The organism is Actinomyces slackii (assembly GCF_900637295.1).
In the GTDB taxonomy this organism is placed as follows: domain Bacteria; phylum Actinomycetota; class Actinomycetes; order Actinomycetales; family Actinomycetaceae; genus Actinomyces; species Actinomyces slackii.
Genome location: NZ_LR134363.1, coordinates 3,160,864 through 3,187,856, shown reverse-complemented (window position 1 = coordinate 3,187,856; position 26,993 = coordinate 3,160,864). Strand labels below are relative to the sequence as shown.

The following is a 26,993-nucleotide window of genomic DNA, read 5'->3' as shown; positions in this document are numbered from 1 at the left end:
CATGGCGCGCACGACGATCCACCTCATGCGGCACGGCGAGGTCCACAACCCCGAGGGCATCCTCTACGGGCGACTGCCCGACTACCACCTCTCGGCCCTCGGGGCCCAGATGGCCCAGCAGGTCGCCGATGTCCTGTCCGCCTCCGGGCACGACCTCACCCACGTCATCACCTCGCCCCTGGAGCGGGCGCGCGAGACCGGCGCCCCCACGGCGGCCGCCTTCGGTCTGAGGCCGACGACGGATGAGCGCCTCATCGAGGCCGGCAACCGCTTCGAGGGCGTGGCCGTCAACCGCAACCGGTGGGTCCTGGCCCACCCCGGCTACTGGCCCCTCTACCTCAACCCGGTGCGGCCCTCCTGGGGGGAGCCCTACCGCGACATCGTGGTGCGCATGCGCCGGGCCGTCGCCTCCGCCCTGAGCCTCGCGCAGGGGCACGAGGCTCTTCTGGTCTCCCACCAGCTGCCCGTCTGGTCCCTGCGGCTCTTCCTGGAGGGCCGCCCCCTGGCGCATGACCCGCGCCGACGCCAGTGCTCCTTGGCCTCCCTGACCTCCCTGACCTTCGAGGACCGCACCCTGGTGGGAATGGCCTACTGGGAGCCGGCCGGCGACCTGCTTCGCCAGGCCCGCGACATGGTGCCCGGAACCTCCGCCGCCCAGGAGCAGGGCACCAGCCCGAGGGCGCTGGGCTTCGACGACGGCGCCGGCCCAGCAGGCGCAGGCGAGGAGCAGCCGCCGCAGGGGCGGGCGTGACCCAGCTTCCCCCCTCGCGCCGCAGCGGTCAGGAGGTGGTCTCCGCCGGCGCCCGCGACCCGCTCGAATCCCCGCGGCGAACCCCCGCACGGCCCTGGACGGGCCAGGACTTCGTGTGGTGGAACACCGCAGCCGTCCTGACCGCCGCGCGCAGAGGCCAGCGCCCCAGCCCCGTCTCACCGATGATCGACCCGGTGCGCCCCGTGATGGCCCCCGATGAGGTCATGCTGGCCACCTGCGACGCCGAGCTGCTCATGTGGCGCCGTGGGGACGCGACCTACAACCCCTCTCGGGGCTTCTTCCTGGCCGGAGGCCCGGTCGGCCTGGCCCTGACCGCCGCCTTCCTCGGCGGCCAGGCCTACCTCAACAGTCGACGCAAGAAGGCCGCCCAGGCCGACGCCGTCGAGAAGTGGCGCCACCTGGCCCGTGCCCGCCTGACCGTCTCAACGCACGGCATCTACCTGGGCACCGGGGAGGGGATCATGCCCATCCCCTTCTCCCAGGTCCAGGAGGTCCACCTCACCGGGACCGGCGAGGCGGTGATGGCGGCGGCCAACTCGGCGGGAACCGCCCGCTGGAAGCTGCGCGCCCAATGGGCCGAGCTCGTCCTCATCCTGTGGTCGGTGCGCCACATGCCCAACCACCCCCAGGTGGTGCGCCGCAGCTGGCTGCCGCAGGACTGGCTGGTCCACGCCGCCGCCCACGGCTACGGCGTGGACACCGGGCCCTGGCCCACCGGCGGCGCCGGCCTGCCCTGAGGCGCCGGGCCGCAGCGCCCTGCCTCCGCAGCGCTCAGGCCTCACCGCGCTCCGAACTCCAGGCGGCGCCGTCCCTCAGGGCTGCGGCGCCTGGGTGTCGCCCTCCGCCTCCGGATCGGAGTCGGTCCTCGGGTCGGCCTCGCCGCTGGGATCGGCCTTCGGCTCATCCTGGGGGTGGTGCTTGCGACGGCGGATGTCCTGCTCCAGGTTGCGCAGGAAGTCGGGGTCGTCGTCGGGCCCGCTGGGGCGGGGGCGCTCGGGGCGGCGGAAGCTCGTCCCCTCCCGGGAGGACCAGACGGTGGGCTCCACATAGCCCCCGCGCTCCTCGGCGGCCTTGACCCGCGAGACGATGATCCAGGCGATCGCCCCCACCATCGGGGCGATGATGATCATGCAGACCCACACGAGCTTGGGCATGCGCGCCGGCATGTTGTCCTCCGGGGTGCGGGCGCAGTCCAGCAGGGCGTACAGCACCAGGGCGACCGCCAGGACAATGAGAACAACGCGCATGACTCCACCCTACAGGTCCGCCCCTGCGCGTCTCGCCGGCCGATCAGAGGCCCGACCAATCGGTGCCGGACAGTAATATGCCGCCCCACAGGCCCGCCCCGGTGCGACGTCGCCCCGCCCCGGCGCAGGGGCAGGGGCAGACGCAGGGACGTCGTCGGCCGCCGATCCCCGGCCGTGGCACCATGGTGGCGTGCCTGCCCCAGCCCCCCTGCCCGTCGTGGGTGGAACGCATCCCCGGGACGTCGCCGTCCTGCGCGGCCGGCTCGCCGAGATCCTCCAGGCCCCGGGCAGGCAGGCCGGCCCGCTGCTGCCCGTCGCCCCGGGACAGGAGACCACCAGCGCATGCGCCCACCCGGGCGCCCTGCCCCAGGGCACCGACATCCTGCTGCGCACCTCGGGCTCAACCACCGGCACCGGGCGACTGGTGGCCATGAGCGCAGCCGCTCTGCTCGCCTCAGCCCGCTCCACCCATGCGCGCCTGGGCGGACCGGGCACCTGGGCGCTGGCCCTGCCCAGTCACCACGTGGCCGGGCTGCAGATCCTCGTGCGCGGCCTGGTGGCCGGGACTGATCCGGTGGTCGTGGACACCTCGGCGGGCTTCCGCCCCCCGGACCTGGCCCGGGAGCTGGAGCGGGCCAGGGCGACAGCGCAGCGGCTCTACACCTCCTTGGTGCCCACCCAGCTGCTGCGGGCCCTGGAGCACCCCGGCGCCGTGGCCGCCCTGGCCAGGGCCGACGCCGTCCTGCTGGGGGGCGCGGCCCCGCCCCCCGGCCTGGTGGACCGCGCCCGGCAGGCCGGCATCGCGGTGGTCACCACCTACGGCATGAGCGAGACCGGCGGGGGCTGCCTCTACGACGGCGTGCCCCTGGACGGGGTGGAGGTCGCCCTGGACGCCGAGGGGCGGGTCCTCATCACGGGGCCGGTTCTGGCCCAGGGGTACGCACATCCCGGTGGCAGTCACCATGAGGCCGGAGCCGCTGATCCTGCGCCGGGCAGTGAGATGGGCCGCGAGCCGCTCTGGCGTGCCGGGGAGAGGCTGGGCCACCGCGTCGCCGAGGGCTTCCACACCTGGAGGCGCCCGGCCGGCAGAGGGACCGGCAGCGGGGCCACCAGCGGGAGCCTGCGGGTCCTGGCCACCTCCGACCGGGGCCGCCTGGCCTGTGGCCGCCTCCAGGTCCTGGGCCGCATGGACGGGGTCATCATCACCGGGGGGATCAAGGTCGAGCCCAGCGCCGTGGAGGCCGCCCTGCTGAGCATCGAGGGCGTGGCCCAGGCGGCGGTCGTGGGCCTGCCCGACGCCCAGTGGGGCAGCGCCGTCGTCGCAGCCGTGGTCCCCGCCCCCGGGGCGCGACTCGATGAGCGGGCCCTGCGCCTGGCCGCCCGGGCCCGGCTCGACGGCGCCCACGCCCCCAAGGCCATCGCCGTCCTGGACGAGCTCCCCCTGCGCGGCCCGGGCAAGGTGGATGCTCCCGCCCTGCGCCGCATCCTGGCCGACCGCCTCGATCCCTGAGCGCCCCTGTGGGGCGGGCAACGAGTTGATGTCAGGGACTGAGCCGGGCCCCGGACGCTGTTAGTGTGCCAGCGCAGAGCAACGGATCGGAGAGGACGACGTGAGCAGCACCGGAGACCAGGAGGCGGCGGGGCCGCGGGCCACCAGCTGGGCGGAGGTCGTGCGCCTGCGCACGCTGCCGGCCGCGGTCGCGCCCGTGATCCTGGGAGCGGGCGCGGCAGCCGGCCTGGGCGCCTTCTCCCCGGTGCGCACCCTTCTGGCCGCAGGCGTGGCCCTGGCCCTCCAGATCGGGTGCAACCTGGCCAACGACTACTCCGACGGCATCCGCGGCACCGACCATGACCGCGTGGGCCCGCCCCGCCTGACCGCCTCGGGAGTCCCCCCGCGCGCCGTCAAGCAGGCCGCCTTCGGGTGCTTCGGCATCGCGGCCCTGCTGGGGCTGGCGCTCATCGTGCTCAGCGGCCAGTGGTGGATGCTGGCCCTGGGGGCCGCGGCCATCGCGGCGGCCTGGTACTACACCGGGGGCGCGCGCCCCTACGGCTACGCCGGCCTGGGGGAGGTCGCCGTCTTCATCTTCTTCGGCCTGGTGGCCACGGCCGGGACCACCTACATCCAGGCGGGCACGGTCCCGGGGTGGCTGTGGCCGGCGGCCTGCGGCATCGGGCTCATCGCCTGCTCCCTGCTCATGGTCAACAACCTGCGCGACATCGACACCGACCCCGCCGCCGGCAAGCGGACCCTGGCGGTGCGCCTGGGGGAGCAGCGGGCCCGCGACGCCTTCATCTGCCTGCTGGTGCTCCCCCTGATCCTGGGCCTGGTGACCCTGCCCTGGGCCAGGACCGCCGACGGCGCCCTGGCCGCCAGGTGGGAGGTGGCCCTCATGGGCCTGCTGGTCCTGGTCCCCAGCGCCGCCATGGCCTCACGGGCCGCCCGCCCCGTCCTGCGCGGCGCGCGGGGCCGCGACCTCATCCCCGTGCTGCGCGACGCCGGACTGCTCGAGCTCATCTACGGCATCGCCCTGGCGGTGGCCATCGCCGTGGTCGCCCGGTAGGCGGGGTCGACGGCGTCCCTCAGCGGGCGGGCTCGGCCCCCAGGGGGACCTCGGCGTCGGGCTCATGGGTGATGCGGTTGCGCAGATCGCGGCGCACGATCTCAATGGCCCACAGCCAGATCACATGCCCCAGCGCCTCGGAGAAGTGCTCGGCCCAGGTCTGACCGCCGGCCACCCAGGGGAAGGGCGAGGGGACCAGGCCCGTCAGCGGCATGAGGGTCAGATGGGTGCCGACCCACACCAGCAGGCCGAAGGCGGCCCCCTGCCACATCTTGATCCGGGGGTAGTACTCGGCGACCACGCAGTAGAACAGGGCGAAGACGATCGCGAAGGCGAAGTGGACGATGAAGGAGTAGATCGGCAGCCCCTCATTGCCGTTGAAGGTGATGCCCGTGTGGGACTGCTCCGGGCTCATCCCGAACCACAGCTCCAGCATCGTCTGGGGCGGGTTGGTGGCGTTGCGCTCGGGCGTGCGCGGCGGGAAGGGAACCTCCCAGCCGAACTTCACGATCGCGGAGAAGAGCCCGCCGATCAGCCCCACGATGATCGCGGTGCTGATCCGACGGCGTGCGGGATCGGTCTTCTCAAGGAGAGTGGACATGGGGACCTCCTGGTTCGGCAGCGCCTGCCGCCCTGAGAGAGGACGCCTCCAGGCGCCCTCCGATGACAGCGATGAGCGTGACATGCCCAGGGGGGAGGGGACAAGAGGACGCCTGGCGATGGACGGAGGCCGGCGCCCCAGGGCATCGCCGGCGGGCCGACGGCGGCCGGGGCCGCACAGAAGTGTCAGAAGTAGTAGGGGAAGGCCGACCAGTCCGGCTCGCGGCGCTGGAGGAAGGCGTCGCGGCCCTCGATCGCCTCATCGGTCATGTAGGCCAGGCGCGTGGCCTCCCCGGCGAAGACCTGCTGGCCAGCCAAGCCGTCGTCGGCCAGGTTGAAGGCCAGTTTGAGCATGCGGATCGCCTGGGGGGACTTGCCCACCACCGTGCGCGCCCACTGGATCGCCGTCGGCTCCAGTTCGGCATGGGGGACGGCCTCATTGACCACGCCCCAGCGCTCGGCGTCACGGGCGTCATAGGTGCGGGCCAGGAAGAAGATCTCCCGGGCGCGCTTGTCGCCCACCTGGCGCGCCAGCAGGGCCGATCCGTACCCGGCGTCGAAGGAGCCCACATCGGCATCGGTCTGCTTGAAGCGGGCGTGCTCGATCGAGGCCAGGGACAGGTCGCACACCACGTTCAGGGAGTGGCCGCCGCCCGCCGCCCAGCCGGGCACGGCGGCGATCACCGCCTTGGGCATGGTGCGGATGAGGCGCTGGACCTCCAGGATGTGCAGGCGCCCGGCCCGGGCGGAGTCCACGCGCTCGCGGGCCGCGGCCACATCTGCCCCGTGATCGTGGTCGCCCGCGCCCGCCCGGGCGGGGGGCTCCTGCCCCTCGTGCTTCTCGTAGCGGTAGCCGTCGCGGCCCCGGATGCGCTGATCGCCGCCCGAGGAGAAGGCCCAGCCGCCGTCGCGCGGGGAGGGGCCGTTGCCGGTGAGGATGACCGCGCCGACGTCCCCGCTCATCCGAGCGTGGTCCAGCACCCGGTAGAGCTCGTCGACGGTGCGGGGGCGGAAGGCGTTGCGCACCTCGGGGCGGTGGATGGCCACGCGCACCCACGGCAGGTCGCCGAGCCAGGCCCCCGAGGCATCGCGCCGGCAGCCGCGGTGGTAGGTGACGTCGGTCAGGTCAGTGCCGTGAACCAGGCCGGGGACCTCGCGCCAGGATGCGGGGTCGAAGATCTCGGAGACCTGCGCGGGCAGCGGGAAGGCGTCGTCAGCGTGGGGCATGCCCCCAGCCTACGTCCGCGGCCTGCCGCCGCGCCCCGCGCCCGGTCCATCGCCCGGCGCTGCCAGGGCGCCTCCGGTGCCGGGGCCGACGGGTCACCCCTGGCGAGCCGAGTGGCATGTCGTCCCTCCTGCGCCGGGCCCGACGTCGATCGCTCCGGTCCCGGCGCCGTATCCCGGCCCGGGCGCGGTGGGCGCGGTGGGCGCTGTGGGCGCTGTGGGCGCTGTGGGCGCTGTGGGCGCTGAAGGGGCGCACTGGGCTCGGTTGGCTCGGTGGCCTCGGTTGGCTCGGTGGGCGGCCGCCGGGGGTTTCCGTATCCTGGCGCGGTGACTTCCGAACCGACCGCCCCGGGGGGCGAGCTGGACCTCGCCGCGCTGCGCGCACAGGACCCGACCGGGTTGCTGGAGGGCATCGACCGCGCCATCGCCTGGGATATCCCGCTGTCCACGCGCTTTCGGGGGCTGACGCGTCGTGACGGCGTCCTCCTCCACGGCCCCGGCGGATGGGGGGAGGTCGCCCCCTTCTGGGACTACGGCTCTGAGGCCGCCGCCCCCTGGCTCGCGGCCGGCCTGGCCCAGGCCCGCGGCGTGGTGGCCCCACCGCGCTACCGCGACTCCATCCCCGTCAATGTGACGGTCCCGCAGATGCCCAGCTCCCAGGCCCACAAGCTCGTGGTCATCTCCGGGGCGAGCACGGCCAAGGTCAAGGTGGCCGGGGACCGGGACCTGGCCGGGGATCTGGAGCGCCTGGAGGCCGTGCGCGACGCCCTGGGCCCTGACGGAAAGATCCGCATCGACGCCAACGGGGGCTGGGACCTGGACACGGCGCGAGATGTCCTGCCGCAGCTGGACACGGCCGCCGGAGGACTGGAGTACGTCGAGCAGCCATGCGTGAGCGTGGAGGACCTGGCCGCACTGCGCCGCGACGTCGAGGTCCCGATCGCTGCCGATGAGTCCATCCGCCTGTCCGCCGACCCCCTCCAGGTGGCCCGGCAGGAGGCGGCCGACGTCGTCATCCTCAAGGCCGCGCCCCTGGGCGGGATGCACCGCGCCCTGGACCTGGCCGACCGCCTGGGCATTCCCGCTGTGGTCTCCTCGGCCCTGGACACCTCGGTGGGGCTGGCCGCCGGTGCGGCACTGGCCGCCTCCCTGCCGCGCCTGAGGCACGCCTGCGGCCTGGGCACGGCCCGTCTGCTGCGCAGCGATGTCGCCGACCCCGCCCTCACGCCGCGGGAGGGCGCCTTGGAGGTGCGCCAGGCGGTGGTTTCCTCAGACCATCTGCAGGCCGTCGAGGCCCGCGCCGACCTGGCCGCGCGCTGGCAGGCCCGGCTGGGCCACCTCATGGGCGCGCTGCGCGCCCGCAGGGAGCGCGAGGCCCGGGACCCCTCCCGCGCAGTGGCCGGCCTGCCCCTGTGAGCCGGGCTCAGCCGGGTCCGGCCGGGCCTGGCCGGGTAGTCCCGAGTACTCCCGGGCGTCGTCGGGCGCATGCGGGCGGTGTCTGACGTTCTCGGGCGCGCCGGGGCGGCGTCGAACGTGCCTTTGCGTACCGGACGAGGGTTCGCGTCATCCGACTGGGGCTGGCACAGGGGTGATTGACGCATTCCCTCGTCGTCGACGCAAACCCTCGTTCGACGCGAACCGCCGCTCCCCGGGATCGCGGCCGCCCCTCGTATCCTCTGGGTGTGACCGAGCCCATGCCAGCCTCACCCGTGACCCCGCCCTCCCTCATCGCCGCGCGCTGCATCGTCGAGACGATGGTGGCCGAGGGCCTGGACGAGGCGGTGCTGTGCCCCGGGTCGCGCAGCGCACCCCTGGCCTACGCCCTGGCCGAGGCCCAGGAGGCGGGGCGCCTGGCACTGCGGGTGGTCCTTGATGAGCGCAGCGCCGGATTCATCGCCCTGGGCATGGCCCGCGCCCATGCCCTGGAGGGCCGGCCGCGTCCCGCCGCCGTGGTCACGACCTCGGGGACGGCTGTGGCCAACCTCCACCCGGCCATCGCCGAGGCCGACGCCGCCGGTATCCCCCTCATCGCCCTGACCGCCGACCGCCCCCACGAGCTGGTGGGCACCGGCGCCAACCAGACAACGGAGCAGACCGCCATCTTCGGGCGGGCGCCGCGACTGGTGGTCGACCTGCCCGCGGATCTGGCCGCTGATGGCCTGGGCGCGGGACCGGCGAGCATCGCCGGCCAGGTGCGCAGGGCCATGGCCGCGGCCATGGGGAGCCTGGGAGGCGACCCCGGACCGGCCCAGGTCAACGCCCGCTTCCGCCCGCCCCTGGCGCCCCCGTCGTCGGCCGACGCCGCCGCCTGCCCAGGCCCTGCGGCCGCCGGATCGCGGCAGGATGCCGCTGGCGGCCAGGCCCCCGGTGGCAGCAGTGGACACAGCGGCGGAGCCCCTGTCCCTGCCGCTGCGGTAGCGGGCCGCCCCCTGGCCGCGGCGCTCCCGGTGCGGGTGCCGGCTTCGGTCCCGGCGCCCGCCGCCGCCCCGATGCCCCGGGTGCCCGGCGGTGATCCGGGGGGTGAGGGCGCCGGGGAGGGCCGGGGGATCGTCGTCGCCGGGGACACTCCTCACCCCCAGGTGGGCCAGCTCGCCCGGGCCCTGGCCGAGCAGCTGGACTGGCCCCTGCTGGCCGAGCCCACATCGCAGGCCCGCGCCGGGGAGCGTGCCCTGACCCGCTACGCCGAGCTGCTGGGCACACCGGCCGGCCAGGACCTGGTCGAGCGCGCCACGGATGTGCTCGTCACCGGGCACCCTTCCCTGACCCGTCCCATCACCGCCCTGCTGGGCCGAGCCGACAAGCGCATCCGTGTCCTGAGCGAGCGCCCCACCTGGACCGATACCGCGGGCGCCGCCTGCGCCGTCGTGCCGATCGATGCCCGCCAGGGGGCCGGGCAGGCACCGGGGATCATCGAGGCGCTTGGCCTTGAGGGGGCCCCTGCCTCGTGGGCCCGCTCCTGGCACCGGGCGGCCAGCGACCTGCCCGGGGCCGGTGTGGAGCAGGGCTCAGCCGATGCGGCGGTCGACGCCGTCTGGGAGGCCGCCCTGGAGGGCGACCACCTCCTGGTCCTGGGCTCCTCCATGACCATCCGGCGCCTGGACCGACTGGCCCGCCCGGCCGGCCGCCCCCCGATGGCACTGGCCAACCGGGGCCTGGCGGGGATCGACGGCACTATCGCCACCGCCCTGGGGGCGGGGCTGGCCTCGGGCAGGCCGGTGCGCGCCGTCGTCGGCGACCTGACCTTCCTCCATGACGCCATGTCCCTTCTCCGGGGAGCCGCTGAGGCGCAGGCCGACCTGCAGGTCGTCGTGATCGACGACGCCGGCGGCGCGATCTTCTCCGGCCTGGAGTACGCCGCGGTGCCGGGTGCCGGGCGGTTTGAGCGGCTCTTCTCCACCCCGCAGAGCGCCGATATTCCCGCTCTGGCGGCGGCGCTGGGGGCCAGAGCCCTTGTCCCCTCCGATCTCCAGGAGCTGCGGAGTCTCCTCCGCGAGTCCGTGACGGGGACGAGCGTCATCGTCTGGAAGGCGGATGACGCTGTTGACACGGCCTGAATATCATGCCGGGAAGAGTCGGGTGATGGGGACCTCTCGCCTTGGCTCCACGATGCACAACGGTTACACAATCCACAGGCAAGACTCAGAAGAGGGTCGGGAAGGCACCAGGGGCTCCGTGTTGGCTATCAGTCGTTTAACAACAGGCACCGCCTGGGGTGCAGGAGGAAGGGAAAGATGAGCGCACACGATCCCAGCGCCCAGAGCGGCGGAGGCAATGATCCCCAGGGGCAGGCGCCTTCCCATGGCCAGGCCTACGAGCAGGGCCACCAGTCCGATCCAACCCAGGTCCATCACGGTGCTGAGGCCTCCACGACCTCGACCACCTCGACCCTGCCCCCGTCCTATCCTCCCGGCGCTCCGACGACCTCGGGGCACACCTACACCGAGGTGCCCCCCACGCCGGCGGGATACGACTTCTCCCGCGCCTCCTCCCGGCCCGCCCCGGTCTCAGCCGCGGCCCCGTCCTCGGCCTCAGCTTCGGGACAGGAGGCCGCCTACTCGGCTTTCAGCGCCAGCGCGCCGGGGGCCGGGCAGCCCTATCCGGGCGCGCCCCAGTCCTACGCCCAGGCCGCCGGCTACGGCGGCGAGGCGAAGCGGGACAAGCGCCGCGGCCCAGGATGGCTGGCGCTGATACTGTCCACCGTGCTGGCGGCCCTCCTGGGAACGGGAGGCGCCGTGGCGGCGATCAAGGCCACCGATGGCCAGCCGTCGGCCGGTCAGGAACCGACGGCGCAGTCCACCGCTCTGGCCACGGGTGACACCACCAGGACGGTCAACAGCCAGGGGCAGACCCCCAATTGGGAGGAGGTCACCAATGCGGTGGGCAACTCGGTGGTGGCGATCACCGTGTCCAATGGGGAGAAGCAGGGCGTGGGCTCCGGGGTCATCTATGACAACAAGGGCCATATCCTCACCAATGACCATGTGGTCGGCGGGGCCAGCGAGATGTACGTCTCCTTGGCTGACGGGCGCCTCTTCGAGGCCAAGCTCACCGGAACCGATCCGGCCACGGACCTGGCGGTGATCCAGTTGGTCGATGCTCCCGACAACCTCACGGTCGCCCAGATGGGCGATTCGAGCTCCCTGGTCACCGGCCAGGATGTCATGGCGATCGGCAACCCCCTGGGGCTGTCCTCAACGGTGACCACGGGAATCATCTCCTCGCTGGACCGGCCCGTGGTCAACAAGAAGGACCAGGAGTCGGGGACAGACGCGGTCTACACCAATGCCATCCAGATCGACGCCGCGGTCAACCCGGGGAACTCCGGCGGGCCGCTGTTCGACGAGAAGGGCCACGTCATTGGGATCACCTCCTCGATCGCCTCGACCAGCGAGGATGCCGGGAGCATCGGTATCGGCTTTGCCATCCCGGTCAACCTCGCGACCAAGATCGCCAAGCAGCTCATCGACAAGGGGTCGGCCACTCACGCCTACCTGGGCGTGGGACTGGACAACGGCCTGGGTGAGGCCGACGGGGAGACCCGCAGCGGCGCCAAGGTCACCTCTGTGGAATCGGGGAGCCCCGCGGATAAGGCCGGCCTGAAGAAGGACGACATCATCGTGGCCATTGATGGCAAGACCACGGCTCAGGCCGCGGCGCTGACGGGCTTCGTGCGCCAGTACTCGGCGGGGGACACAGTGACCCTGACGGTCTTCCGCGGCAAGGAGAAGCTGGAGGTCGAGACGACGCTGGTCGAGCGCCCTGACCCCAACTCCTGATTTCTTGCCGCTGCCTCTTGCCGCTGCCCCTTGCCGCCGAGGTAGACATTGTCCGCCGAGGTAGACACAGTCGGTGTCTACCTCGGCGGACAATGTCTACCTCGGTGCAGGGTGCGTGGCGTGCGCGGAGGGGGTGGCGTGCGCGGCGTGCGCAGAGTGCGTGGGTGCGGCCAGTGCCTCCAGGATGGGGCGCATCTTGGCCTGGGTCTCGGCCAGCTCGTCGACGGGGTCGGAGTCGGGCATGATGCCGCAGCCGCCGAAGACGCGGATGCCGGTCTCGCCGCTGGCCGTACTGCCGCCTTGGGGGAGTTGGGCACTGCGCAGGGCGATGCACCACTGGCCCTCGCCGTGCCAGTCCACCCAGCCCACGGGGCCGGCGTAGCGCCCCCGGTCCATGCCCTCGACCTGCTCGATGATGGCGGTGGCGGCCGCGGTGGGGGTTCCGCCGACGGCGGCCGTGGGGTGCAGTGCTCCCAGGAGTGAGAGCGCCCCGGTGTCCCCGGCGACGACGCCGGTGATGTCCGTGGCCAGGTGGAGCACATTGGGCAGCTCCAGCACGAAGGGCTCGCCGCCCTCAACCACGGAGCACAGGGGCTCCAGCGCCTCCAGGGCCGAGGCGCGGGCCAGGGCGTGCTCCCGGGTGTTCTTGGCCGAGCCGGCCAGCCAGTGGGCCAGGTCCTGAGTGGGTGTTCCCTGGTTGCGCCGGGCGGTTCCGGCAAGGACGCGGCTGAACAGGCGCCGCCCCTCCAGGTTCAGCAGCATCTCGGGGCTGGCTCCCACCATGCCGTCCACGGCGAAGGTCCAGCAGGTGGGGTAGGAGTGGGCCAGGCGGGCGAGCAGGTCGCCGGTGGCTGGATGGGGCCCGGGCAGGACGACGTCGCGGGCCAGGACCACCTTGTCCGCCTGGCCTGCGCGCATGCGCTCCTGGACAGTGAGGACTGCCCGGCACCAGTCCTGCTCGCTGAGGGAGCCGGGCTGGGGGCCGGGGGAGTCTGCGCGGGGCTGGGGGCCGGGCTGCTGGGGGTGCAGGGCTGCCATAATCGCCTCGGGGGAGGGGTGGGGCTGGCCTGCGGGGACGACGGTGGTCAGCCACGCGCCGTGGGTGTCGTGGCCGATGAGCACGGAGGGCACGATGAGGGCGGAGCGCTCGCGCGAGGCGGGGGAGAAGGTGATGGTGCCCATGGCCACGGGGCCGGTGCCGGGGCGCACCAGGGGGTCGCGCCACCAGGCGGCGCCGATGGTGGCTCGCCAGGCGCTGCGCAGCTCCTCGATGCGCTCGGGGCCGCGGGCCTCGATGGTCAGGGCGTGGCCCATCCCGATCAGTCCGCGGCCCTGATGGAGCCAGGAGACGACGTCGTCGCGCCCGGCCAGCAGGGCGGGCAGGCTCAGGCCCTGCTCCCTGATAGGGGTGGTGGTGAAGGACAGGGCCGGCGGGGCGGCCTGGCAGTGGGCGGCGGTCAGTGTCGGCCCCGGGTGGGCCGCGATGGGGTGGCCGGTCATCGGGTGGCGCCCGGCTTGGTGGCCCGGTGGATGGCGACGATCCCGCCGGAGAGGTTCTTGTAGCCCACACCGCGCCAGCCGGCGCTGTGCATGAGTCGCGCCAGGGCGTGCTGGTCGGGCCAGGCGAGGATGGACTCGCCCAGGTAGTCGTAGGCCTCGGTGTTGGAGGAGACGAGGCGGGCGGCTGCGGGCAGGGCGGTGCCCAGGTAGTAGCGGTAGGCGGCGCGGAAGGCCGGGGCGATGGGGGTGGAGAACTCGGCGATGACGAGTCGGCCTCCTGGGACGGTGACGCGGGCCATCTCGCGCAGGGCCTTGGTGGTGTCCTGGATGTTGCGCAGGCCGTAGGAGATGGTGACCGTGTCGAAGGAGTTGTCGGGGAAGGGCAGGTCGGTGGCGTCGCCGACGACGAAGTCGATGTCGGGGTGGCGGCGCCGGCCCTCGGCGACCATGCCGGGGGAGAGGTCGCAGGCGATGACCTGGGCGCCGTCGGCGGCGTACTCGGCGGCGGAGGTCCCGGTGCCGGCGGCGAGGTCGAGGATGCGCATGCCGGGAGTGGCGGCGACGGCGGCGCGGGTAACGGCGCGCCACATGTGGACCTGAAAGAGGCTCATGACGTCGTTGGTGAGGTCGTAGCGCCTGGCGACGGCGTCGAACATCCTGGCGACCTCTCGCGGGTCCTTGGCAAGCGTGGCTCGGCTCATGGGCTCATCATGGCAGGTCGACCACGGGCACGGCTGGGGGCTGACCCGGGAAAGCGGCGTGATTCTGGGAAAAGTGAGGATTCAGGCGCGCTGTTGCCAAACCGTAATACTCCGGTTAGGGTGGTCGAAAGTACGGATCGCGACGAAAGACTGGTCATGGCTGAGACGACCGCTTCGGACGGGGAATCCGCGCCGGAGGGCTATGTGGTCAACCCCAAGTGGCAGGCGCTGGTGGACCTCAAGCAGTATGTGGACAACAAGAATGCCAACCCCTTGGGCTTCACCGCGAGGGCCGGCGGCGAGCCGACGAGCATCGGCTCGAGTCTGGCTGATGGCATCGACGACGATGGGACGTGGACCGGGCCCCTGGCCACTGAGGAGTCCGCGGGAGCCAAGACGGGTGTGGAGTCGTTGGCCTCGACCTTCACAGGTCTGAGCGCTGCGCTGAGCAATGCGTCGAGCTCCGCGGTGATCGATAAGTTCGTACCCAAGGACTCGCCTGAGGCGAGTTGGCCCAACTGAGGGGAGAGGCATGATGGCGACGATCAAGCTCAATGCGAAGGAACTGGACAAGAAGATCAAGGGTCTGCGGAACCTTGCCAACAAGTGCGAGACGGAGCGCACGCATATTGATGCCCAGTCGGAGCAGGAGAATGATCCTTATGATATCACCCAGTGGCTCTTAGACTCGGATACTGCGATCTCCACACTGAAGGATCGCGCGGACGGCATTCAAACGGCCAAGGACAATCTCATTGCGCTCAACAACAACGGCGTCGCTAAGATGGAGGGCGAGGTGATCACCTACACCTTGCCTGATGATGCACCGGTTGATGATCTCGAGGACCTGACCCGTTGGACAACGGGGGCGATCGATGCGCACGATCTGCAGGAGACGGCGCAGGGCAAGACGCCGAAGAGTGGGCGCACCTACGAGCAGGTGATCGCCTCAATGGAAAAATATGTTGAGCTCAGTAATACTTATGCGGCATCCGTCATTGAGTCGATCGGGCCGGAGAATCTCGCAGACCTTCCGTTCGATGCTAGTCGATTGGGTGAGGGGTATCATTATGGAGAGACAACGAAGGATCCACAGGCGGAGGAGCGCGCCGAGAAATTAGCCGAACTTCTTGGCTCTGTTCTCGCTGCTGCATCGGGAACATGGGATTCATCGAAGTCACAGAAGGTCGCGGAGCAAATAAGATCATCGGCTGACGAACGAGGCGAGTATGGGCGTATTACCGTCATCAACGCCATGATGGGTGGACATGACGAGGATGGGAATTACGTCAACGACCTTGGGTTCGGGTCTCATTTTCTAGCCTCGATGGGCCGGGAGATGGAGAAGATTGATTACGATGACGTGCGTAATTGTCTCGAGGTGCTCTCATTGAATGGCGATAAGACAACTAATGACGCAAATAGAAGCAAGTTCCTCGGACCTTCGCTGGATGGGTATTCTTATGACCCTCTGGCGGGCACGTTGGACGCGATGGGAAACAACCCTGAAGCCGCGCTTGCCTACTTGGTTCCCAACCAAAGTGAGTCTGGCGATTCCTCGATCGATGCTTCTCGCATCGAGAGACTGTCTGAGCGCGACTGGGATGCGCAAGGATTGGCGGGATTCACGGCCGCGTTGGCTGCAGGCTCGTCCAGGCGGTACTCAGATAATGCGAGAGAGGCCAGCCGAGCAGAGGCTGTTGCCGGACACGGAGTTCATTGGCTCGCCAAAAACACGAACGAGAATCAGTACAATGAGGCCGCTGAGGCTCGTATCGGCGTGTTACTCGCGAATTGCGCACCTGAACTGACTAACGTATGGGGTGGCGATGGAGATGACGGATTCGATTCGACAACTGGAGGTCGAATTCCATTGGCCGGCGAGAATGACTTTAATGCTCTGGCATACCGTGTAGCGGAGAACCAGAACGCAACCGCAACAATTAGCGCAAATTTGACCGAGTTTGCCCGTCGACAATCGGCGCAGGGTATCGCCGAGAATGAGGGGAACCCTCAGGATCAGATTGCCGCGATCAATGCCGCTTACAATCCCGCCGGTAAGGCGGTCGCGTTTCTTGCGGGACTTGCGGACGTAAGGGTGGGGATTGTCAACGCTGAAATGGCAGACGCTGATGAAAAAAGATCCCAGAGTGCAGAGACTGCAGTGAGCGTATTGACTACAGTGGCAACTACAGGTTTAGGTGCGGCAACTGGTCCCGTTGGGGCGGTGGCGGGCTCCGCGGTGGGGCAGGCAGCGATTGGCGCAGGGACGACTCTTCTCAGCCCTGTGCTCGAGGATGCTATCGATGGCGATTCGGCGGTTCCCGCCAAAATGCCGATTTCGGAGCAGGTCGATGATTCGATCCGTGCCGCGGCAATTCAAGATGCGGCAAACGCTGGACTCTTTAATCCTCAGGATTTTGAGGTGCCAGTGGAATCGGAGGCGGCTGATAACAAGTTTTATCCCGCTTCGACCGTTTATGATTGGATTAAGCAGCGTGAAGATGGGAGCTACTACATCGATCTTTCGAAGACCCCTCCGGAAAAGATTGACGAGGCCGAGGACTGGTCTAATTTTGCTAAGACTAACGGGAATGCGGCATTCGAAGAGCTTGAAGATGGATATGATGGCGGAGCCGCTCGCGCGCAAGATCGGGGCGTCTCCGTGGCAAAACGTATTGAAGGAATCGAATGAGATTGCGGGGCCCTATTGTTCGGATCTTTATGGCGCTGTTGTTTGCGTTTCTGTCACCGATCTATGCTGTAGGGTGCTCAGCCGTACGCGATATTGAGAATGACCGTGCAAAGGCAAGTGCTTCGGCTTCTCTTCATCACACAGTCCCGAAAGGGGTGCCGGTGTGTGAGCTCATGGTTTCGGAAGATCTTGAGGTTCTTGCCGGCTATGAGATCGAAAAGTTCTTTTACGATCATTCCCCTGCTATCGACGGATCAGATACATTCCCAACATTTTATTGCACAGTCAATTTTCGTGCCGAGGCGGTTTCACGAGTTGCATCCGTCAACTACCGAGGGGGCAGTGTCAGAATGGTTAATGGGGTAGAGAATCTTGATGATGCGAGAAAAGCTGAGGGTGCGAAAGATGTTAACATCGAGGGGGTGGAAGGGGAGGGGGTGATATATTCTTATTCCGAAGGAAAAGAGGTGATTCTTGTCTGGAAATATCCCGATGGGCATTACTTGTGGATAGTCACTACCGATTATGTCATAGATGGTGCCGAGGAGCCTGAGCCTAAGGATCGAGTCGACTTCACCGAGAAACTGCTGACTCGGATCGTCTCCGAGGTACCCAAGGTTGCTGCGGGGCCGGAACAGGAAATTGTGTACTATCCGCCCCAACCCCTCGAAACAGCGACGCCACTCACGCCGTGGCCGTCGGAGCCCTCGTCCAGCCAAACCCGGTGAAGGGTGGAGAGTGTGTAGGGGGAAGTTGCCGGTGGGGCTGGATAGCATCGGATGCCGTAGGGGATCTAAGGCAATCGCGTTGGTGCTGGCATTAGTCGCCCTGGGCGCATGCAGTGCTCCTCCTGGTAGGGGTGATGTCACGTCTGCAGCTGGGAGTTCTTTGCAGACTCCTATTGCTGGAGATGTGAGCGTGTGCGACATGATGCCTGCGTCGGAGTATAGGCAATATTTCGGTCTTCCGGTTACGATGTTCCAGTTTTATCATCACCAGGGATCGGGTGATGGTGGCCTCGTTAAGTCTTCGTTCTCTTGCACTCTGCTGATGAAAGGTGATCGAAGTTTTCTCGTTTCCATAGATTACCGCGAGTCAGGCTCAGTCCAATTCGTCGTTTCCACTATCGGAGAGAGTTCTACCTTCGAAGAAGTTTCGACTCTGGATGGCGCTTCTCCGTTCGACTTAGAGGACCATGAAGGCGATGGCATCATCTTCAAGGACAGAGGGGGGCGCTTCGCTTCTATCTGGCGCTACCCTGGCGGTGAGGTAGTGTCAATCGGGTTTCGTCCTCTCGATGAGGATGATGCTGATGCCTCCGCTTATATAGAAAAAGCGAAGAACTTCACCCGGCGGATTGTACCTCTGGTTCCAGAGCTGGCCACCCAGCCAGATCAGGATTTTACCTCCTATCCAGGGGATGCTGCTCCTTCAGGCATGGAGGAGCCTTCGGAGGCACCTAGCAAGTGAGCATGCTGACCCCGGTAGATTGTATGGAAATTTATTCAGATCTCGCCTTAAGAAGGATACTTCTTGTCTGCATGACTGCGCCGATGTTCTTGGGTGGCTGCGCTTCGTTGAAGAGCGCAGATGCTGAGGCGTCGAGTGCTAATGCTAGTGCTACGCAGGCTGTTCCCGAAGGTGTGTCGGTGTGCGATCTCATGCCCTCTGAAGAGTATGAGGAGTTTGTGGGCGGGCAGTTGGAGAGATTCTTTTATGAGCATACTCCGGCGAGCGATTATCCTACGGCGCCGGGCGCTTCGATGTTCCCTACCCTTAGTTGCTACACGGTGTTCATGGAGGGTGCCCCGGTGCTGGGGTAAATTTCTTTTATAGGCGGGATCAGGTTGATAATGTTAGAGGAGTTATGACGCTGGAGGATGCGCGGAAGAATGCGATCAATGGAGTGGATGAGGTTCGTGTTGACGGCCTGGAGGGTGAAGGTGTCGTTTTCTCGGGAGACGAGCAGACCATGCTTATCTGGCAGTACGCTGACGGTTCATATCTCACGTTGAACGTTGAGGGGGACCTCAATGATCCGAATGATTTTGGTGAGGCTCATACGGCACTCAGGACGGAGTTGGCGAAGAAATTGCTTCAACGACTGGGATCTACGATTCACCGCGTAGCTGCGGGACCTCGGCAGGACTTCATCTACTACCCGAAGGAGCTGGCCCCGAATCCGAACCACACCACCGCTACTCCACTCACGCCGTGGCCGTCGGGGCCGTCATCACGCAGAACCCGATGAAGTGAAGAAGAGGATGAACGAGGCGCATCCTTTGATGAAGGGGTAGCGGTGATCTGGTGGATCGAAGGAGCAGTTGAAGAAAATTGTCCACTCCATCGCCGATAGAGTGGCCGAGGTGGCGAAGCAGCCAGACCAAGAACTCACCTACAATCCGACAGCACCCGTCCCCCAGGGCTGAGGGAGCCGACATCCACCGCCAGCACGAAGTAGGGATGGCGCTGAGGCTCATCTCGATCCCAGGTGATTGAGCATGTGGAGCGCGGGTTGACGCTTGGCGTCTTGCGATTCTGGTGCCTGTCCTCCTGCTCCCGTTTCTCGTGACTGGATGCTCCGTCTTGCGTGACGTGGAAAAGCCTTGAGGTGTGATCTTGTCTATGTGATCCCAAGCAAGCGCGCGAGTTGAGTGGAGATGGCATTCATCTGCGTCGTCTCAATCGTGCCGACGCGCTCTCCTAGCATTTTCTTGTCCACAGTCACGATCTTATCGGTCATGGCGTAGCTAGTTTTCATGAGTCCATTGTTCTCATCTGGATCGATACGGACCCGTGTAGGGGCGTCCTTCATATCGAATGTTGTCAGCAGGCACAGGATGATCGAGTCAAATGACGCCACAGTCTCATCTTGAACGACGATGACGGGCCTGGCTTTGGCTGCGTATGCCTTGTCCCTAAGAGTCCACACCTCACCCCGCAGCATCCGCTACTCCCAGTGCAAGTTCTGTTGCGAAGCGGGTGGCATCCTCTTCCGTCTCGAATGCCTCCAAGGTGGGCTTAGATGTGCGCACGTCGTAAGGAAATCCTCGATGCTCATTGAATGCATAAATGAACATGCGCAACGCGTCCGCAGGCGTGGTGCCTAATGCCCGCGTCGTCGCACGGAACAACTCATACTCATCGTCCTCAATTCGCGTCGTGGCTTGCTTGAGCGCCATGATGCTCCTCCTTGATCAGAGACCTCTCTACTTCTAGCAGTTTACATCGCCTTCAACGCTCCTCGCCACTTTCCGGTGGCAGTTTGCCAGCCGCGCATTGCCTCCGACGTGCGGAGGAGTGTCCGGTCTGGTGGGCGGCCTGCCCGTCGCCGATCCGCCTTCTCCCTGCCGGGTGTCCACGGTGAACAACTTTAGCCGCCTCCACGCGTGGGTCCGCCGCTGGAAAACGCTCTGACCTGCGCGTTTGCCATCGGGGCAGGCGGTGGAGAGCTTGAAAGTTGTTCACCATGGACAGAACTGGACCGCCCGGACGCTCGCAGCCTCCGCCCGCAGTCCCGCCCGCAGCCACCTGCCCCCTGGGACCCTCGTCCCATGATCCGCGCCATATTTTCGTCATTCTGGTGCGACGTAATTCGAGTGCTGCTCGGACTCGGAGCCGCCCGCCCTCGCCGCCCGCCTTCGCCGCCATGACGCCGAAAACCCGCCGCCCACCCGCGGAATCAACGGGGTGGTCAGTGGTGGCCGGTGCCCTGGGTAGAGTCGTGCCCGGCTCATGCTGAACGCGGGGCTGACGCCGTCGAGCCGAGCAGGGAAGGGGGACCCCAGTGAGCAACCGGGCCGTACAGCCTGACGCCGTTCCCACCCCGCCGAACCCGCCTTCACCAGCTCCCGCGTCCACCTCCGATCGACCCGCCCGCTCCGCCACGACGGCTGACGTCATCGTCGTCGGCGCCGGCCCGGCCGGATCCTCAGCCGCCCGTCACCTGGCCACCCTGGGCATGGACGTCATCCTCATGGAGAAGCAGGAGCTCGGCCGGGACAAGGTCTGCGGAGACGGCCTGACCCCATCGGCCGTGCGCGAGCTCGTGCGCCTGGGCATCGACACCACCGGCTGGCAGCGCAACACCGGGCTGCGCGTCATCGGCGGCGGCCACCGCCTCCACTTCCCCTGGCCCGAGCAGGCCTCCTTCCCCTCCTACGGCATGGCCCGCCCCCGCGCCCTGCTGGACCGCGACCTGGCCGAGCACGCCGCCGCCGCGGGCGCCCGCCTCATCACCGGCATCACCGTCACCGCCCCGCTGACCACCCCGGGCGGCCGCGTCATCGGCGTCAGCGCCAAGCCCAGCGCCCGCGTGACCTACCCCGGCATCGACCGGCCCACTGACTTCACCGCCCCCCTGATCATCGACGCCGGAGGGGTCTCCGCCCGCCTGGCCACCGCCATGGGGCGCACCAAGGACGAGCGCCGCCCCATGGGCGTGGCCGTGCGCGCCTACTACCGCTCGCCCCGCGCCGACGACGCCTGGATGGAGTCCCAGCTCGAGCTGTGGGACGGGCCCGCCGGCTCCTCCACGCTCCTTCCCGGCTACGGCTGGATCTGGCCGGTGGGGGAGGGCCTGGTCAATGTGGGCCTGGGCTCGGTCTCCTCGCGCGCCGCCACCACCCGCATCGACTACCGCGCCGTCTTCGCCGCCTGGATGCGCAACGTCCCCGCCTCCTGGCAGCTCACCGAGGACAACCGCGTGGGCCGCCTGGCCAGCGCCGCCCTGCCCATGGCCTTCAACCGCAAGCCCCACTACGCCGACGGCCTCATGCTGCTCGGCGACGCCGGGGGCATGGTCTCCCCCTTCAACGGCGAGGGCATCGCCCAGGCCCTCATGTCCGGCCGCCTGGCCGCCGAGACCGCCGCCCAGGCGGCCTCCCGCACCAGCCGCGCAGGGCGCGAGCGGGCCCTGGCCCAGTACCCGGCCGCCCTGAAGGCTGAGATGGGCGGCTACTACACGCTGGGGCGCGTCTTCGTCTCCCTCATCGAGCACCCCGAGGTCATGCGCCTGTGCACCCGCCACGGGCTGCCGCGCAAGCACCTCATGAAACTCGTCACCAAGCTCCTGTCCGACGGATGGGAGCGCCGCGGCGGCGACTCCATCGACCACTTCATCCAGCTCCTGACAAGGATGGTGCCGGCAGCATGAACCCCTACGTCTCCCTGCTCATCATGGCGGCCGTCGCCCTCCTGGTGGCCCTCGGCGGCCTGGGCATGAGCGCCATCATCAGCCCGGGGCGCCGCAACCGGGTCAAGGTCGCCAACTACGAGTGCGGCATCGACCCCACCCCCGGCAACACCGAGCACGGGCGCTTCCCCGTCTCCTTCTACCTGGTGGGCATGACCTTCATCATCTTCGACGTCGAGATCGTCTTCCTCTACCCCTGGGCCACGGCCTTCGGCCGCCTGGGCTTCTTCGGGCTGTCCGCGGCGCTGATCTTCATCGCCCTCATCACGGTGCCCTACATCCTGGAGTGGCGCCGCGGCGGACTGGACTGGGACTGAGCGGCGCGGGACTCACGGACAGAGAGGCATCACAGGCATGAACATGAAAGAGCACAACGCCTTCATGGCGTCCATCCCCTCCAAGCGGGACGACCTGCACGCCCAGGCCGCCGCCGAGGTCGACTCGCCCGGCTTCCTGCTGACCACGGTCGAGAAGCTCGCCGGCCTGGCCCAGGCCCGCTCCATGTGGCCGGTGACCATGGGGCTGGCCTGCTGCGCCATCGAGATGATGGCCGCCGGCACCCCCCGCTTCGACATGTCCCGATTCGGCTGGGAGGTCTTCCGCGCCTCCCCCCGCCACGCCGACGTCATGATCGTCTCGGGCCGGGTCTCCCACAAGATGGCCCCCATCGTGCGCAATGTCTACGACTCCATGCCCGAGCCCAAGTGGGTCATCTCCATGGGCGCCTGCGCCTCCTCGGGCGGCATCTTCAACAACTACGCGATCGTCCAGGGCTGCGACCACATCGTGCCGGTGGACATCTACCTTCCCGGCTGCCCGCCCCGCCCCGAGATGCTCCTCAACGCCATGCTGGAGCTGACCCGGCAGGTCGAGCGCAAGCCCCTGTTCAAGCACCGCGAGGAGATCGCGCGCGCCGTCGAGGCCGCCGCCCTGGCCGCCACCCCCACCCATGAGATGAAGGGCCTGCTGGCATGAGCGAGACCACCCCCACCGCCGAGGGCGCCCAGCTCCAGGCCCCCGCAGAGCCGGCAGTCCCCGAGATCGCCGGGACCCCCGTGCGCCCCGAGCTGCGGGTCGAGGTCATCTCCTCCCACACCGGGCAGTTCGGCGCCTCCGACGCCGGTGACACCACCGGCTACGGCGGGCACTCCCAGGTCGTCACCCTGGCCCCTGCCGCCTCCCGACCCTACGGGGAGTGGTTCGACGACGTCGTCGACCACCTCATCGAGGACCTGACCGAGGCCGGGGTGGACCCCGCCCGGGCCATCGAGAAGGTGGTCATCGAGCACGGCGAGCTCACCCTGTTCATCGCCCGCGAGCACCTGCTCGACGTCGCCCTGCCCCTGCGCGACGACCAGGACCTGCGCTTCGAGCTGTGCCTGGGCGTCTCCGGCGTCCACTACCCCCAGCTGGCCGGCCGCGAGCTGCACGCCTGCATCCAGCTGATGAGCCTGACCCACGGCGGGCGCCAGCTGCGCCTGCAGGTCACCTGCCCCGAGTCCGACCCCCACGTCCCCTCCATCGTCTCGGTCTACCCCGGCAACGACTGGCACGAGCGGGAGACCTGGGACCTCATGGGCATCGTCTTCGACGGCCACCCCGCCCTGACCCGCACCGCCATGCCCGATGACTGGGTGGGCCACCCCCAGCGCAAGGACTACCCGCTGGGCGGGATCCCCGTCGAGTACAAGGGCGCCACCACCCCGCCCGCCGACACCCGGAGGTCGTACCGCTGATGAGCACCACCGCCTTCCACGCCACAGGGCCGGCCACCGACTCGGTGTCCGCCGGCGCCGAGCAGTTCACCATCAACGGCGGTGACTGGGACGAGGTCGCCGCCCGCATCGCCGAGCGCGACGAGGCCGACCGCCTGCGCCACGACCGCATCGTGGTCAACATGGGCCCCGTCCACCCCTCCACCCACGGCGTGCTGCGCCTGGTCCTGGAGGTCGACGGCGAGCTCGTCACCGAGGTCCGCGTGGGCACCGGCTACCTGCACACGGGCATCGAGAAGAACATGGAGTACCGCACCTGGACCCAGGGCGAGACCTTCGTGACCCGCATGGACTACGTGGCCCCCTTCTTCCAGGAGGTCGCCTACGCCCTGGCCGTCGAGAAGCTCCTGGGCATCACCGATGACATCCCGGAGAAGGCCAGCGTCGCCCGCGTCCTGCTCATGGAACTCAACCGCATCGCCTCCCACGTCGTGGCCGTGGGCACCGGGGGCAACGAGATGGGCGGCACCACGCTCATGACCATCGCCTTCCGCTGCCGCGAGAACATCCTCAAGGCCTTCGAGATGGTCTCGGGACTGCGCATGAACCACGCCTTCATCCGCCCCGGGGGCCTGGCCCAGGACCTGCCCGAGGGCTTCACCGCCTTCGTGCGCTCGACCATGCCCGATATCAAGAAGGACCTCCACGAGCTCGAGCTGCTGCTCATGGCCAACCCCATCCTGAAGTCCCGCTTCATCGGGGTCGGGGAGATCTCACTGGCCGGGGGCCTGGCCCTGGGGCTGACCGGCCCCTGCCTGCGCGCCGCCGGCTACCCCCTGGACCTGCGCAAGTCCAATCCCTACTGCGGGTATGAGACCTACGACTTCGAGGTCCCCACCTACGACCGCTCGGACTGCTTCAACCGCCTGCGCATCCGCATGGACGAGTGCTACGAGTCCCTGACCATCATCTCGCAGTGCCTGGATCGCCTCGAGGAGATCGCCGAGCGGGGGGAGGACCCCTCCAACACCACGATGGTGGCCGACCCCACCATCGCCTGGCCCGCCCGCATGGCCATCGCCACCGACGGCCAGGGCCAGTCCCTGGAGCACGTCCGCCAGATCATGGGCACCTCCATGGAATCCCTCATCCACCACTTCAAGCTGGTCACCCAGGGATTCTCCGTGCCCGCCGGCCAGGTCTACCAGACCGTCGAGCACGCCAAGGGGGTCCTGGGCGTCCACGCCGTCTCCGACGGCGGAACCCGCCCCTACCGGGTCCACTTCCGGGACCCCTCCTTCTCAAACCTGCAGTCGGTGGCCATGATGGGGGAGGGCGGCATGATCGCCGACCTCGTCCCCGCCCTGGCCTCCATCGACCCCGTCCTGGGAGGCGTGGACCGCTGATGAGCACAACCAACAAGGCCGTGGCCGCACCCGGCCAGAGCCCCGCCCCCGGACAGGCCGCCCAGGCCCTGGGCTACAGCCCCGACGTCGCCGCCCGGCTCGAGGCCGACATCGCCGAGATCACGTCGCGCTACCCCGCCGGCTACGAGCGCAGCGCCCTCATCCCCATGCTCCACCTGGTTCAGTCCGTGGACGGCTACGTGTCCCCCGCGGGCATCGCCCTGTGCGCCGCCGAGCTGGGGCTGACCCGCTCCGAGGTCTCGGCCGTGGCCACCTTCTACAGCCAGTTCCGCCGCCACCCCGCCGGCACCTACCACGTGGGCGTGTGCACCAACGCCCTGTGCGCCGTGATGGGCGGGGACGAGATCTGGCAGGCCGTCTCCCAGGCCACCGGCCTTGGCGCCGACGAGACCAGCGAGGATGGGACCATCAGCCTGGAGCGCCTGGAGTGCAACGCCGGCTGCGACTACGCGCCCGTGGTCATGGTCAACTGGGAGTTCTTCGACAACCAGACCCCGCAGACCGCCGTCGCCATGGTCGAGGCCCTCCAGCGCGGGGAGGCCGTCTCCCCGACCCGCGGCCCGGATGCCCTGCCCACCTTCCGCGACAACGAGCGGCTCCTGGCCGGATTCGAGGACGGGCACGCCGATGAGGGCATCGGCGCCGGCGAGCCCTCCCTGCGAGGGCTGCGCATCGCCCGCGACAAGGGCTGGACCGCACCGAAGGAGGAGAGCAAGTGAGCGCTGAGACCAGCCAGGCCGCTGAGTCCCAGGGGCCCCAGGGCCCCTCCTACACCGAGTCGGGCACCCTGACCCCGGTGCTGACCGACATCTGGGACGCCCAGCGCTCCTGGAGCATGGAGACCTACCGCGCCCACGGCGGCTACCGCGGCCTGGCGCGCGCCAAGACCATGAGCCCCGAGGAGCTGGTGACCCTGGTCAAGGACTCCGGGCTGCGCGGCAGGGGAGGCGCGGGCTTCCCCACCGGGCTGAAGTGGTCCTTCCTTCCCCCTCCCGACGGCCTGCCCCGCTACCTGGTGGTCAACGCCGACGAGTCCGAGCCGGGCACCTGCAAGGACATCCCCACCATCCTGGCCAACCCCCACTCCCTCATCGAGGGCGTGGCCATCACCTCGCGCGCCATCGGCTGCGACCACGCCTTCGTCTACCTGCGCGGGGAGGTCTCCCACGTCTACCGCCGGCTCCTGGCGGCCGTGCGCGAGGCCACCGAGTCCGGGGAGCTGGACACCGGATTCGGGCTCGACGGCGACCAGCCGCTGCGCATCACCGCCCACGCCGGCGCCGGGGCCTACATCTGCGGTGAGGAGACCGCGCTGCTGGACTCCCTGGAGGGGCGACGCGGCCACCCCCGCCTCAAGCCGCCCTTCCCGGCCGTGGCGGGCCTCTACGCCCGGCCCACCGTGGTCAACAACGTCGAGACCATCGCCTCGGTGCCCGCCATCGTGGACCGCGGCGCCCAGTGGTACGCCGCCATGGGCACCGAGAAGTCCAAGGGTCACGGCATCTTCTCCGTGTCCGGGCACGTGGCCCACCCCGGCCAGTACGAGGCCCCCTTCGGCATCACCATGCGCGAGCTCATCGAGCTCTCCGGCGGCATCCGCCCCGGCCACGAGCTGAAGTTCTGGGTGCCGGGGGGCTCCTCCACCCCGATCTTCGGGCCCGAGGAGCTCGACGTCCCCCTGGACTACGAATCGGTCGCCGGCGCTGGTTCCATGCTGGGCACCCGCGCCCTGCAGGTCTTCGACGAGACCGTCTCGGCGGTGCGCGTGGTCACCCGCTGGACCGAGTTCTACCAGCACGAGTCCTGCGGCAAGTGCACCCCCTGCCGCGAGGGCACCTACTGGATGCGTCAGATCATGCTGCGCCTGGAGGCGGGCCGGGGCCTGCCCGGCGACGTCGAGAAGCTCGAGGACATCGCCTCCAATATCGCCGGGCGCTCCTTCTGCGCCCTGGGCGACGCCGCAGCCACCCCGGTGCTCACCGGCATCCAGCGCTTCCGCACCGAGTTCGAGGCCGGCTGCACCACGCCCGCCTGGGAGCTCTTCCCCTACGCCGCCTCCTCCATCGCAAAGGCACGGTGAG

26 protein-coding genes are annotated in these 26,993 nt (G+C 68.8%); 19 read left to right on the top strand and 7 right to left on the bottom strand.

The window, feature by feature from the left end; all coding sequences use genetic code 11:
* The first annotated feature begins 1 nt into the window (after position 1).
* Together EL266_RS13180 and EL266_RS13175 are read left to right on the top strand one after the other, a co-directional pair.
* Positions 2-751, top strand: coding sequence for a histidine phosphatase family protein (locus EL266_RS13180; RefSeq protein WP_026426447.1), 750 nt, complete (start codon positions 2-4; stop codon positions 749-751).
* The gene (locus EL266_RS13175) at positions 748-1,509 is read left to right on the top strand and encodes a hypothetical protein (RefSeq protein ID WP_026426448.1); all 762 of its coding nucleotides are present in this window, start codon (positions 748-750) and stop codon (positions 1,507-1,509) included. The genes EL266_RS13180 and EL266_RS13175 overlap by 4 nt, the downstream gene beginning before the upstream one ends.
* A gap of 75 nt (positions 1,510-1,584) precedes the next feature.
* On the opposite strand, the gene EL266_RS13170 is transcribed toward EL266_RS13175, so the two are convergent.
* Positions 1,585-2,019, bottom strand: coding sequence for a PLD nuclease N-terminal domain-containing protein (locus EL266_RS13170; protein ID WP_026426449.1), 435 nt, complete (start codon positions 2,017-2,019; stop codon positions 1,585-1,587).
* Positions 2,020-2,209: 190 nt separating this feature from the next.
* Here EL266_RS13170 and EL266_RS13165 point away from each other — a divergent pair, with 190 nt between their 5' ends.
* Both EL266_RS13165 and EL266_RS13160 read left to right on the top strand, forming a co-directional pair.
* A complete protein-coding gene (locus EL266_RS13165; RefSeq protein ID WP_026426450.1) occupies positions 2,210-3,529 on the top strand; it encodes an AMP-binding protein in 1,320 nt (439 codons plus the stop codon).
* Between the two features lie 100 nt (positions 3,530-3,629).
* Positions 3,630-4,580 carry a 1,4-dihydroxy-2-naphthoate polyprenyltransferase gene (locus EL266_RS13160; RefSeq protein WP_026426451.1) on the top strand — a complete coding sequence of 317 codons (951 nt, stop codon included), beginning with the start codon at positions 3,630-3,632 and terminating at the stop codon, positions 4,578-4,580.
* 19 nt (positions 4,581-4,599) lie between these two features.
* On the opposite strand, the gene EL266_RS13155 is transcribed toward EL266_RS13160, so the two are convergent.
* Positions 4,600-5,181: a YagU family protein gene (locus EL266_RS13155; protein WP_026426452.1), complete on the bottom strand. Its 582-nt coding sequence runs from the start codon at positions 5,179-5,181 to the stop codon at positions 4,600-4,602.
* Positions 5,182-5,366: 185 nt separating this feature from the next.
* A complete protein-coding gene (locus EL266_RS13150) occupies positions 5,367-6,407 on the bottom strand; it encodes a 1,4-dihydroxy-2-naphthoyl-CoA synthase (RefSeq protein ID WP_034514696.1) in 1,041 nt (346 codons plus the stop codon).
* A 324-nt stretch (positions 6,408-6,731) separates the two neighbouring features.
* Here EL266_RS13150 and EL266_RS13145 point away from each other — a divergent pair, with 324 nt between their 5' ends.
* From EL266_RS13145 to EL266_RS13135, 3 genes are all read left to right on the top strand, one after another.
* Positions 6,732-7,820 carry an o-succinylbenzoate synthase gene (locus EL266_RS13145; protein ID WP_026426454.1) on the top strand — a complete coding sequence of 363 codons (1,089 nt, stop codon included), beginning with the start codon at positions 6,732-6,734 and terminating at the stop codon, positions 7,818-7,820.
* 266 nt (positions 7,821-8,086) lie between these two features.
* The gene (gene menD, locus EL266_RS13140; RefSeq protein ID WP_232012047.1) at positions 8,087-9,958 is read left to right on the top strand and encodes a 2-succinyl-5-enolpyruvyl-6-hydroxy-3-cyclohexene-1-carboxylate synthase; all 1,872 of its coding nucleotides are present in this window, start codon (positions 8,087-8,089) and stop codon (positions 9,956-9,958) included.
* Between the two features lie 177 nt (positions 9,959-10,135).
* Entirely contained in the window at positions 10,136-11,680 is a 1,545-nt protein-coding gene (locus EL266_RS13135; RefSeq protein WP_084500521.1) for a S1C family serine protease, read from the top strand.
* 96 nt (positions 11,681-11,776) lie between these two features.
* Here EL266_RS13135 and EL266_RS13130 read toward each other — a convergent pair whose 3' ends face one another.
* Both EL266_RS13130 and EL266_RS13125 read right to left on the bottom strand, forming a co-directional pair.
* Positions 11,777-13,180: an isochorismate synthase gene (locus EL266_RS13130; protein ID WP_331852930.1), complete on the bottom strand. Its 1,404-nt coding sequence runs from the start codon at positions 13,178-13,180 to the stop codon at positions 11,777-11,779.
* Positions 13,177-13,881 (bottom strand): demethylmenaquinone methyltransferase, encoded by a 705-nt coding sequence (locus EL266_RS13125; protein WP_026426455.1) that lies wholly within the window; start codon positions 13,879-13,881, stop codon positions 13,177-13,179. The genes EL266_RS13130 and EL266_RS13125 overlap by 4 nt, the downstream gene beginning before the upstream one ends.
* 156 nt (positions 13,882-14,037) lie before the next feature.
* On the opposite strand from EL266_RS13125, the gene EL266_RS13120 reads away from it, so the two are divergent.
* The 5 genes from EL266_RS13120 to EL266_RS13100 all read left to right on the top strand — a co-directional run bounded on the left by EL266_RS13120 (position 14,038) and on the right by EL266_RS13100 (position 18,827).
* A complete protein-coding gene (locus EL266_RS13120; protein WP_026426456.1) occupies positions 14,038-14,403 on the top strand; it encodes a hypothetical protein in 366 nt (121 codons plus the stop codon).
* 10 nt (positions 14,404-14,413) lie between these two features.
* Entirely contained in the window at positions 14,414-16,576 is a 2,163-nt protein-coding gene (locus EL266_RS13115) for a DUF6571 family protein (protein ID WP_126412408.1), read from the top strand.
* Positions 16,577-16,605: 29 nt separating this feature from the next.
* On the top strand, positions 16,606-17,304 hold the full coding sequence (locus EL266_RS13110) for a hypothetical protein (RefSeq protein WP_126412406.1): 699 nt from the start codon (positions 16,606-16,608) through the stop codon (positions 17,302-17,304).
* A 199-nt stretch (positions 17,305-17,503) separates the two neighbouring features.
* Positions 17,504-18,046 (top strand): hypothetical protein, encoded by a 543-nt coding sequence (locus EL266_RS13105; protein ID WP_126412404.1) that lies wholly within the window; start codon positions 17,504-17,506, stop codon positions 18,044-18,046.
* Positions 18,047-18,443: 397 nt separating this feature from the next.
* Positions 18,444-18,827 (top strand): hypothetical protein, encoded by a 384-nt coding sequence (locus tag EL266_RS13100; protein WP_126412402.1) that lies wholly within the window; start codon positions 18,444-18,446, stop codon positions 18,825-18,827.
* 372 nt (positions 18,828-19,199) lie between these two features.
* Here EL266_RS13100 and EL266_RS13095 read toward each other — a convergent pair whose 3' ends face one another.
* Both EL266_RS13095 and EL266_RS13090 read right to left on the bottom strand, forming a co-directional pair.
* Complete coding sequence (locus EL266_RS13095) at positions 19,200-19,523, bottom strand: type II toxin-antitoxin system PemK/MazF family toxin (RefSeq protein ID WP_026426458.1); 324 nt, start codon at positions 19,521-19,523, stop codon at positions 19,200-19,202.
* Entirely contained in the window at positions 19,510-19,758 is a 249-nt protein-coding gene (locus tag EL266_RS13090) for a type II toxin-antitoxin system RelB/DinJ family antitoxin (protein WP_026426459.1), read from the bottom strand. The genes EL266_RS13095 and EL266_RS13090 overlap by 14 nt, the downstream gene beginning before the upstream one ends.
* 719 nt (positions 19,759-20,477) lie before the next feature.
* On the opposite strand from EL266_RS13090, the gene EL266_RS13085 reads away from it, so the two are divergent.
* From EL266_RS13085 to nuoF, 7 genes are all read left to right on the top strand, one after another.
* Positions 20,478-21,731 carry a geranylgeranyl reductase family protein gene (locus tag EL266_RS13085; RefSeq protein WP_034514711.1) on the top strand — a complete coding sequence of 418 codons (1,254 nt, stop codon included), beginning with the start codon at positions 20,478-20,480 and terminating at the stop codon, positions 21,729-21,731.
* Positions 21,728-22,087, top strand: coding sequence for an NADH-quinone oxidoreductase subunit A (gene ndhC, locus EL266_RS13080; RefSeq protein WP_026426460.1), 360 nt, complete (start codon positions 21,728-21,730; stop codon positions 22,085-22,087). Before EL266_RS13085 ends, ndhC begins: the two co-directional genes overlap by 4 nt.
* A 43-nt stretch (positions 22,088-22,130) precedes the next feature.
* The gene (locus tag EL266_RS13075; protein ID WP_408608471.1) at positions 22,131-22,745 is read left to right on the top strand and encodes an NADH-quinone oxidoreductase subunit B; all 615 of its coding nucleotides are present in this window, start codon (positions 22,131-22,133) and stop codon (positions 22,743-22,745) included.
* Positions 22,742-23,506, top strand: a complete 765-nt coding sequence (locus tag EL266_RS13070) for an NADH-quinone oxidoreductase subunit C (RefSeq protein WP_026426462.1) — start codon at positions 22,742-22,744, stop codon at positions 23,504-23,506. Before EL266_RS13075 ends, EL266_RS13070 begins: the two co-directional genes overlap by 4 nt.
* A complete protein-coding gene (locus tag EL266_RS13065; RefSeq protein WP_026426463.1) occupies positions 23,506-24,891 on the top strand; it encodes an NADH-quinone oxidoreductase subunit D in 1,386 nt (461 codons plus the stop codon). The genes EL266_RS13070 and EL266_RS13065 overlap by 1 nt, the downstream gene beginning before the upstream one ends.
* On the top strand, positions 24,891-25,631 hold the full coding sequence (gene nuoE, locus EL266_RS13060) for an NADH-quinone oxidoreductase subunit NuoE (RefSeq protein ID WP_034514697.1): 741 nt from the start codon (positions 24,891-24,893) through the stop codon (positions 25,629-25,631). The genes EL266_RS13065 and nuoE overlap by 1 nt, the downstream gene beginning before the upstream one ends.
* Before the next feature lie 68 nt (positions 25,632-25,699).
* Positions 25,700-26,992 (top strand): NADH-quinone oxidoreductase subunit NuoF, encoded by a 1,293-nt coding sequence (nuoF, locus tag EL266_RS13055; protein ID WP_026426465.1) that lies wholly within the window; start codon positions 25,700-25,702, stop codon positions 26,990-26,992.
* The last annotated feature ends 1 nt before the right edge of the window (position 26,993 follow it).

Excerpts from the sequence above, each read along its gene's own strand:
- EL266_RS13180 (WP_026426447.1), top strand. The coding sequence starts at position 2 with ATGGCGCGCACGACGATCCACCTCATGCGGCACGGCGAGGTCCACAAC.
- EL266_RS13170 (WP_026426449.1), bottom strand. The coding sequence starts at position 2,019 with ATGCGCGTTGTTCTCATTGTCCTGGCGGTCGCCCTGGTGCTGTACGCC.
- EL266_RS13155 (WP_026426452.1), bottom strand. The coding sequence starts at position 5,181 with ATGTCCACTCTCCTTGAGAAGACCGATCCCGCACGCCGTCGGATCAGC.
- EL266_RS13150 (WP_034514696.1), bottom strand. The coding sequence starts at position 6,407 with ATGCCCCACGCTGACGACGCCTTCCCGCTGCCCGCGCAGGTCTCCGAG.
- EL266_RS13135 (WP_084500521.1), top strand. The coding sequence starts at position 10,136 with ATGAGCGCACACGATCCCAGCGCCCAGAGCGGCGGAGGCAATGATCCC.
- EL266_RS13130 (WP_331852930.1), bottom strand. The coding sequence starts at position 13,180 with ATGACCGGCCACCCCATCGCGGCCCACCCGGGGCCGACACTGACCGCC.
- EL266_RS13125 (WP_026426455.1), bottom strand. The coding sequence starts at position 13,881 with ATGAGCCGAGCCACGCTTGCCAAGGACCCGCGAGAGGTCGCCAGGATG.
- EL266_RS13120 (WP_026426456.1), top strand. The coding sequence starts at position 14,038 with ATGGCTGAGACGACCGCTTCGGACGGGGAATCCGCGCCGGAGGGCTAT.
- EL266_RS13115 (WP_126412408.1), top strand. The coding sequence starts at position 14,414 with ATGATGGCGACGATCAAGCTCAATGCGAAGGAACTGGACAAGAAGATC.
- EL266_RS13110 (WP_126412406.1), top strand. The coding sequence starts at position 16,606 with ATGGCGCTGTTGTTTGCGTTTCTGTCACCGATCTATGCTGTAGGGTGC.
- EL266_RS13105 (WP_126412404.1), top strand. The coding sequence starts at position 17,504 with ATGATGCCTGCGTCGGAGTATAGGCAATATTTCGGTCTTCCGGTTACG.
- EL266_RS13100 (WP_126412402.1), top strand. The coding sequence starts at position 18,444 with ATGACGCTGGAGGATGCGCGGAAGAATGCGATCAATGGAGTGGATGAG.
- EL266_RS13095 (WP_026426458.1), bottom strand. The coding sequence starts at position 19,523 with ATGCTGCGGGGTGAGGTGTGGACTCTTAGGGACAAGGCATACGCAGCC.
- EL266_RS13090 (WP_026426459.1), bottom strand. The coding sequence starts at position 19,758 with ATGGCGCTCAAGCAAGCCACGACGCGAATTGAGGACGATGAGTATGAG.
- ndhC (WP_026426460.1), top strand. The coding sequence starts at position 21,728 with ATGAACCCCTACGTCTCCCTGCTCATCATGGCGGCCGTCGCCCTCCTG.
- EL266_RS13075 (WP_408608471.1), top strand. The coding sequence starts at position 22,131 with ATGAAAGAGCACAACGCCTTCATGGCGTCCATCCCCTCCAAGCGGGAC.
- EL266_RS13070 (WP_026426462.1), top strand. The coding sequence starts at position 22,742 with ATGAGCGAGACCACCCCCACCGCCGAGGGCGCCCAGCTCCAGGCCCCC.
- EL266_RS13065 (WP_026426463.1), top strand. The coding sequence starts at position 23,506 with ATGAGCACCACCGCCTTCCACGCCACAGGGCCGGCCACCGACTCGGTG.
- nuoE (WP_034514697.1), top strand. The coding sequence starts at position 24,891 with ATGAGCACAACCAACAAGGCCGTGGCCGCACCCGGCCAGAGCCCCGCC.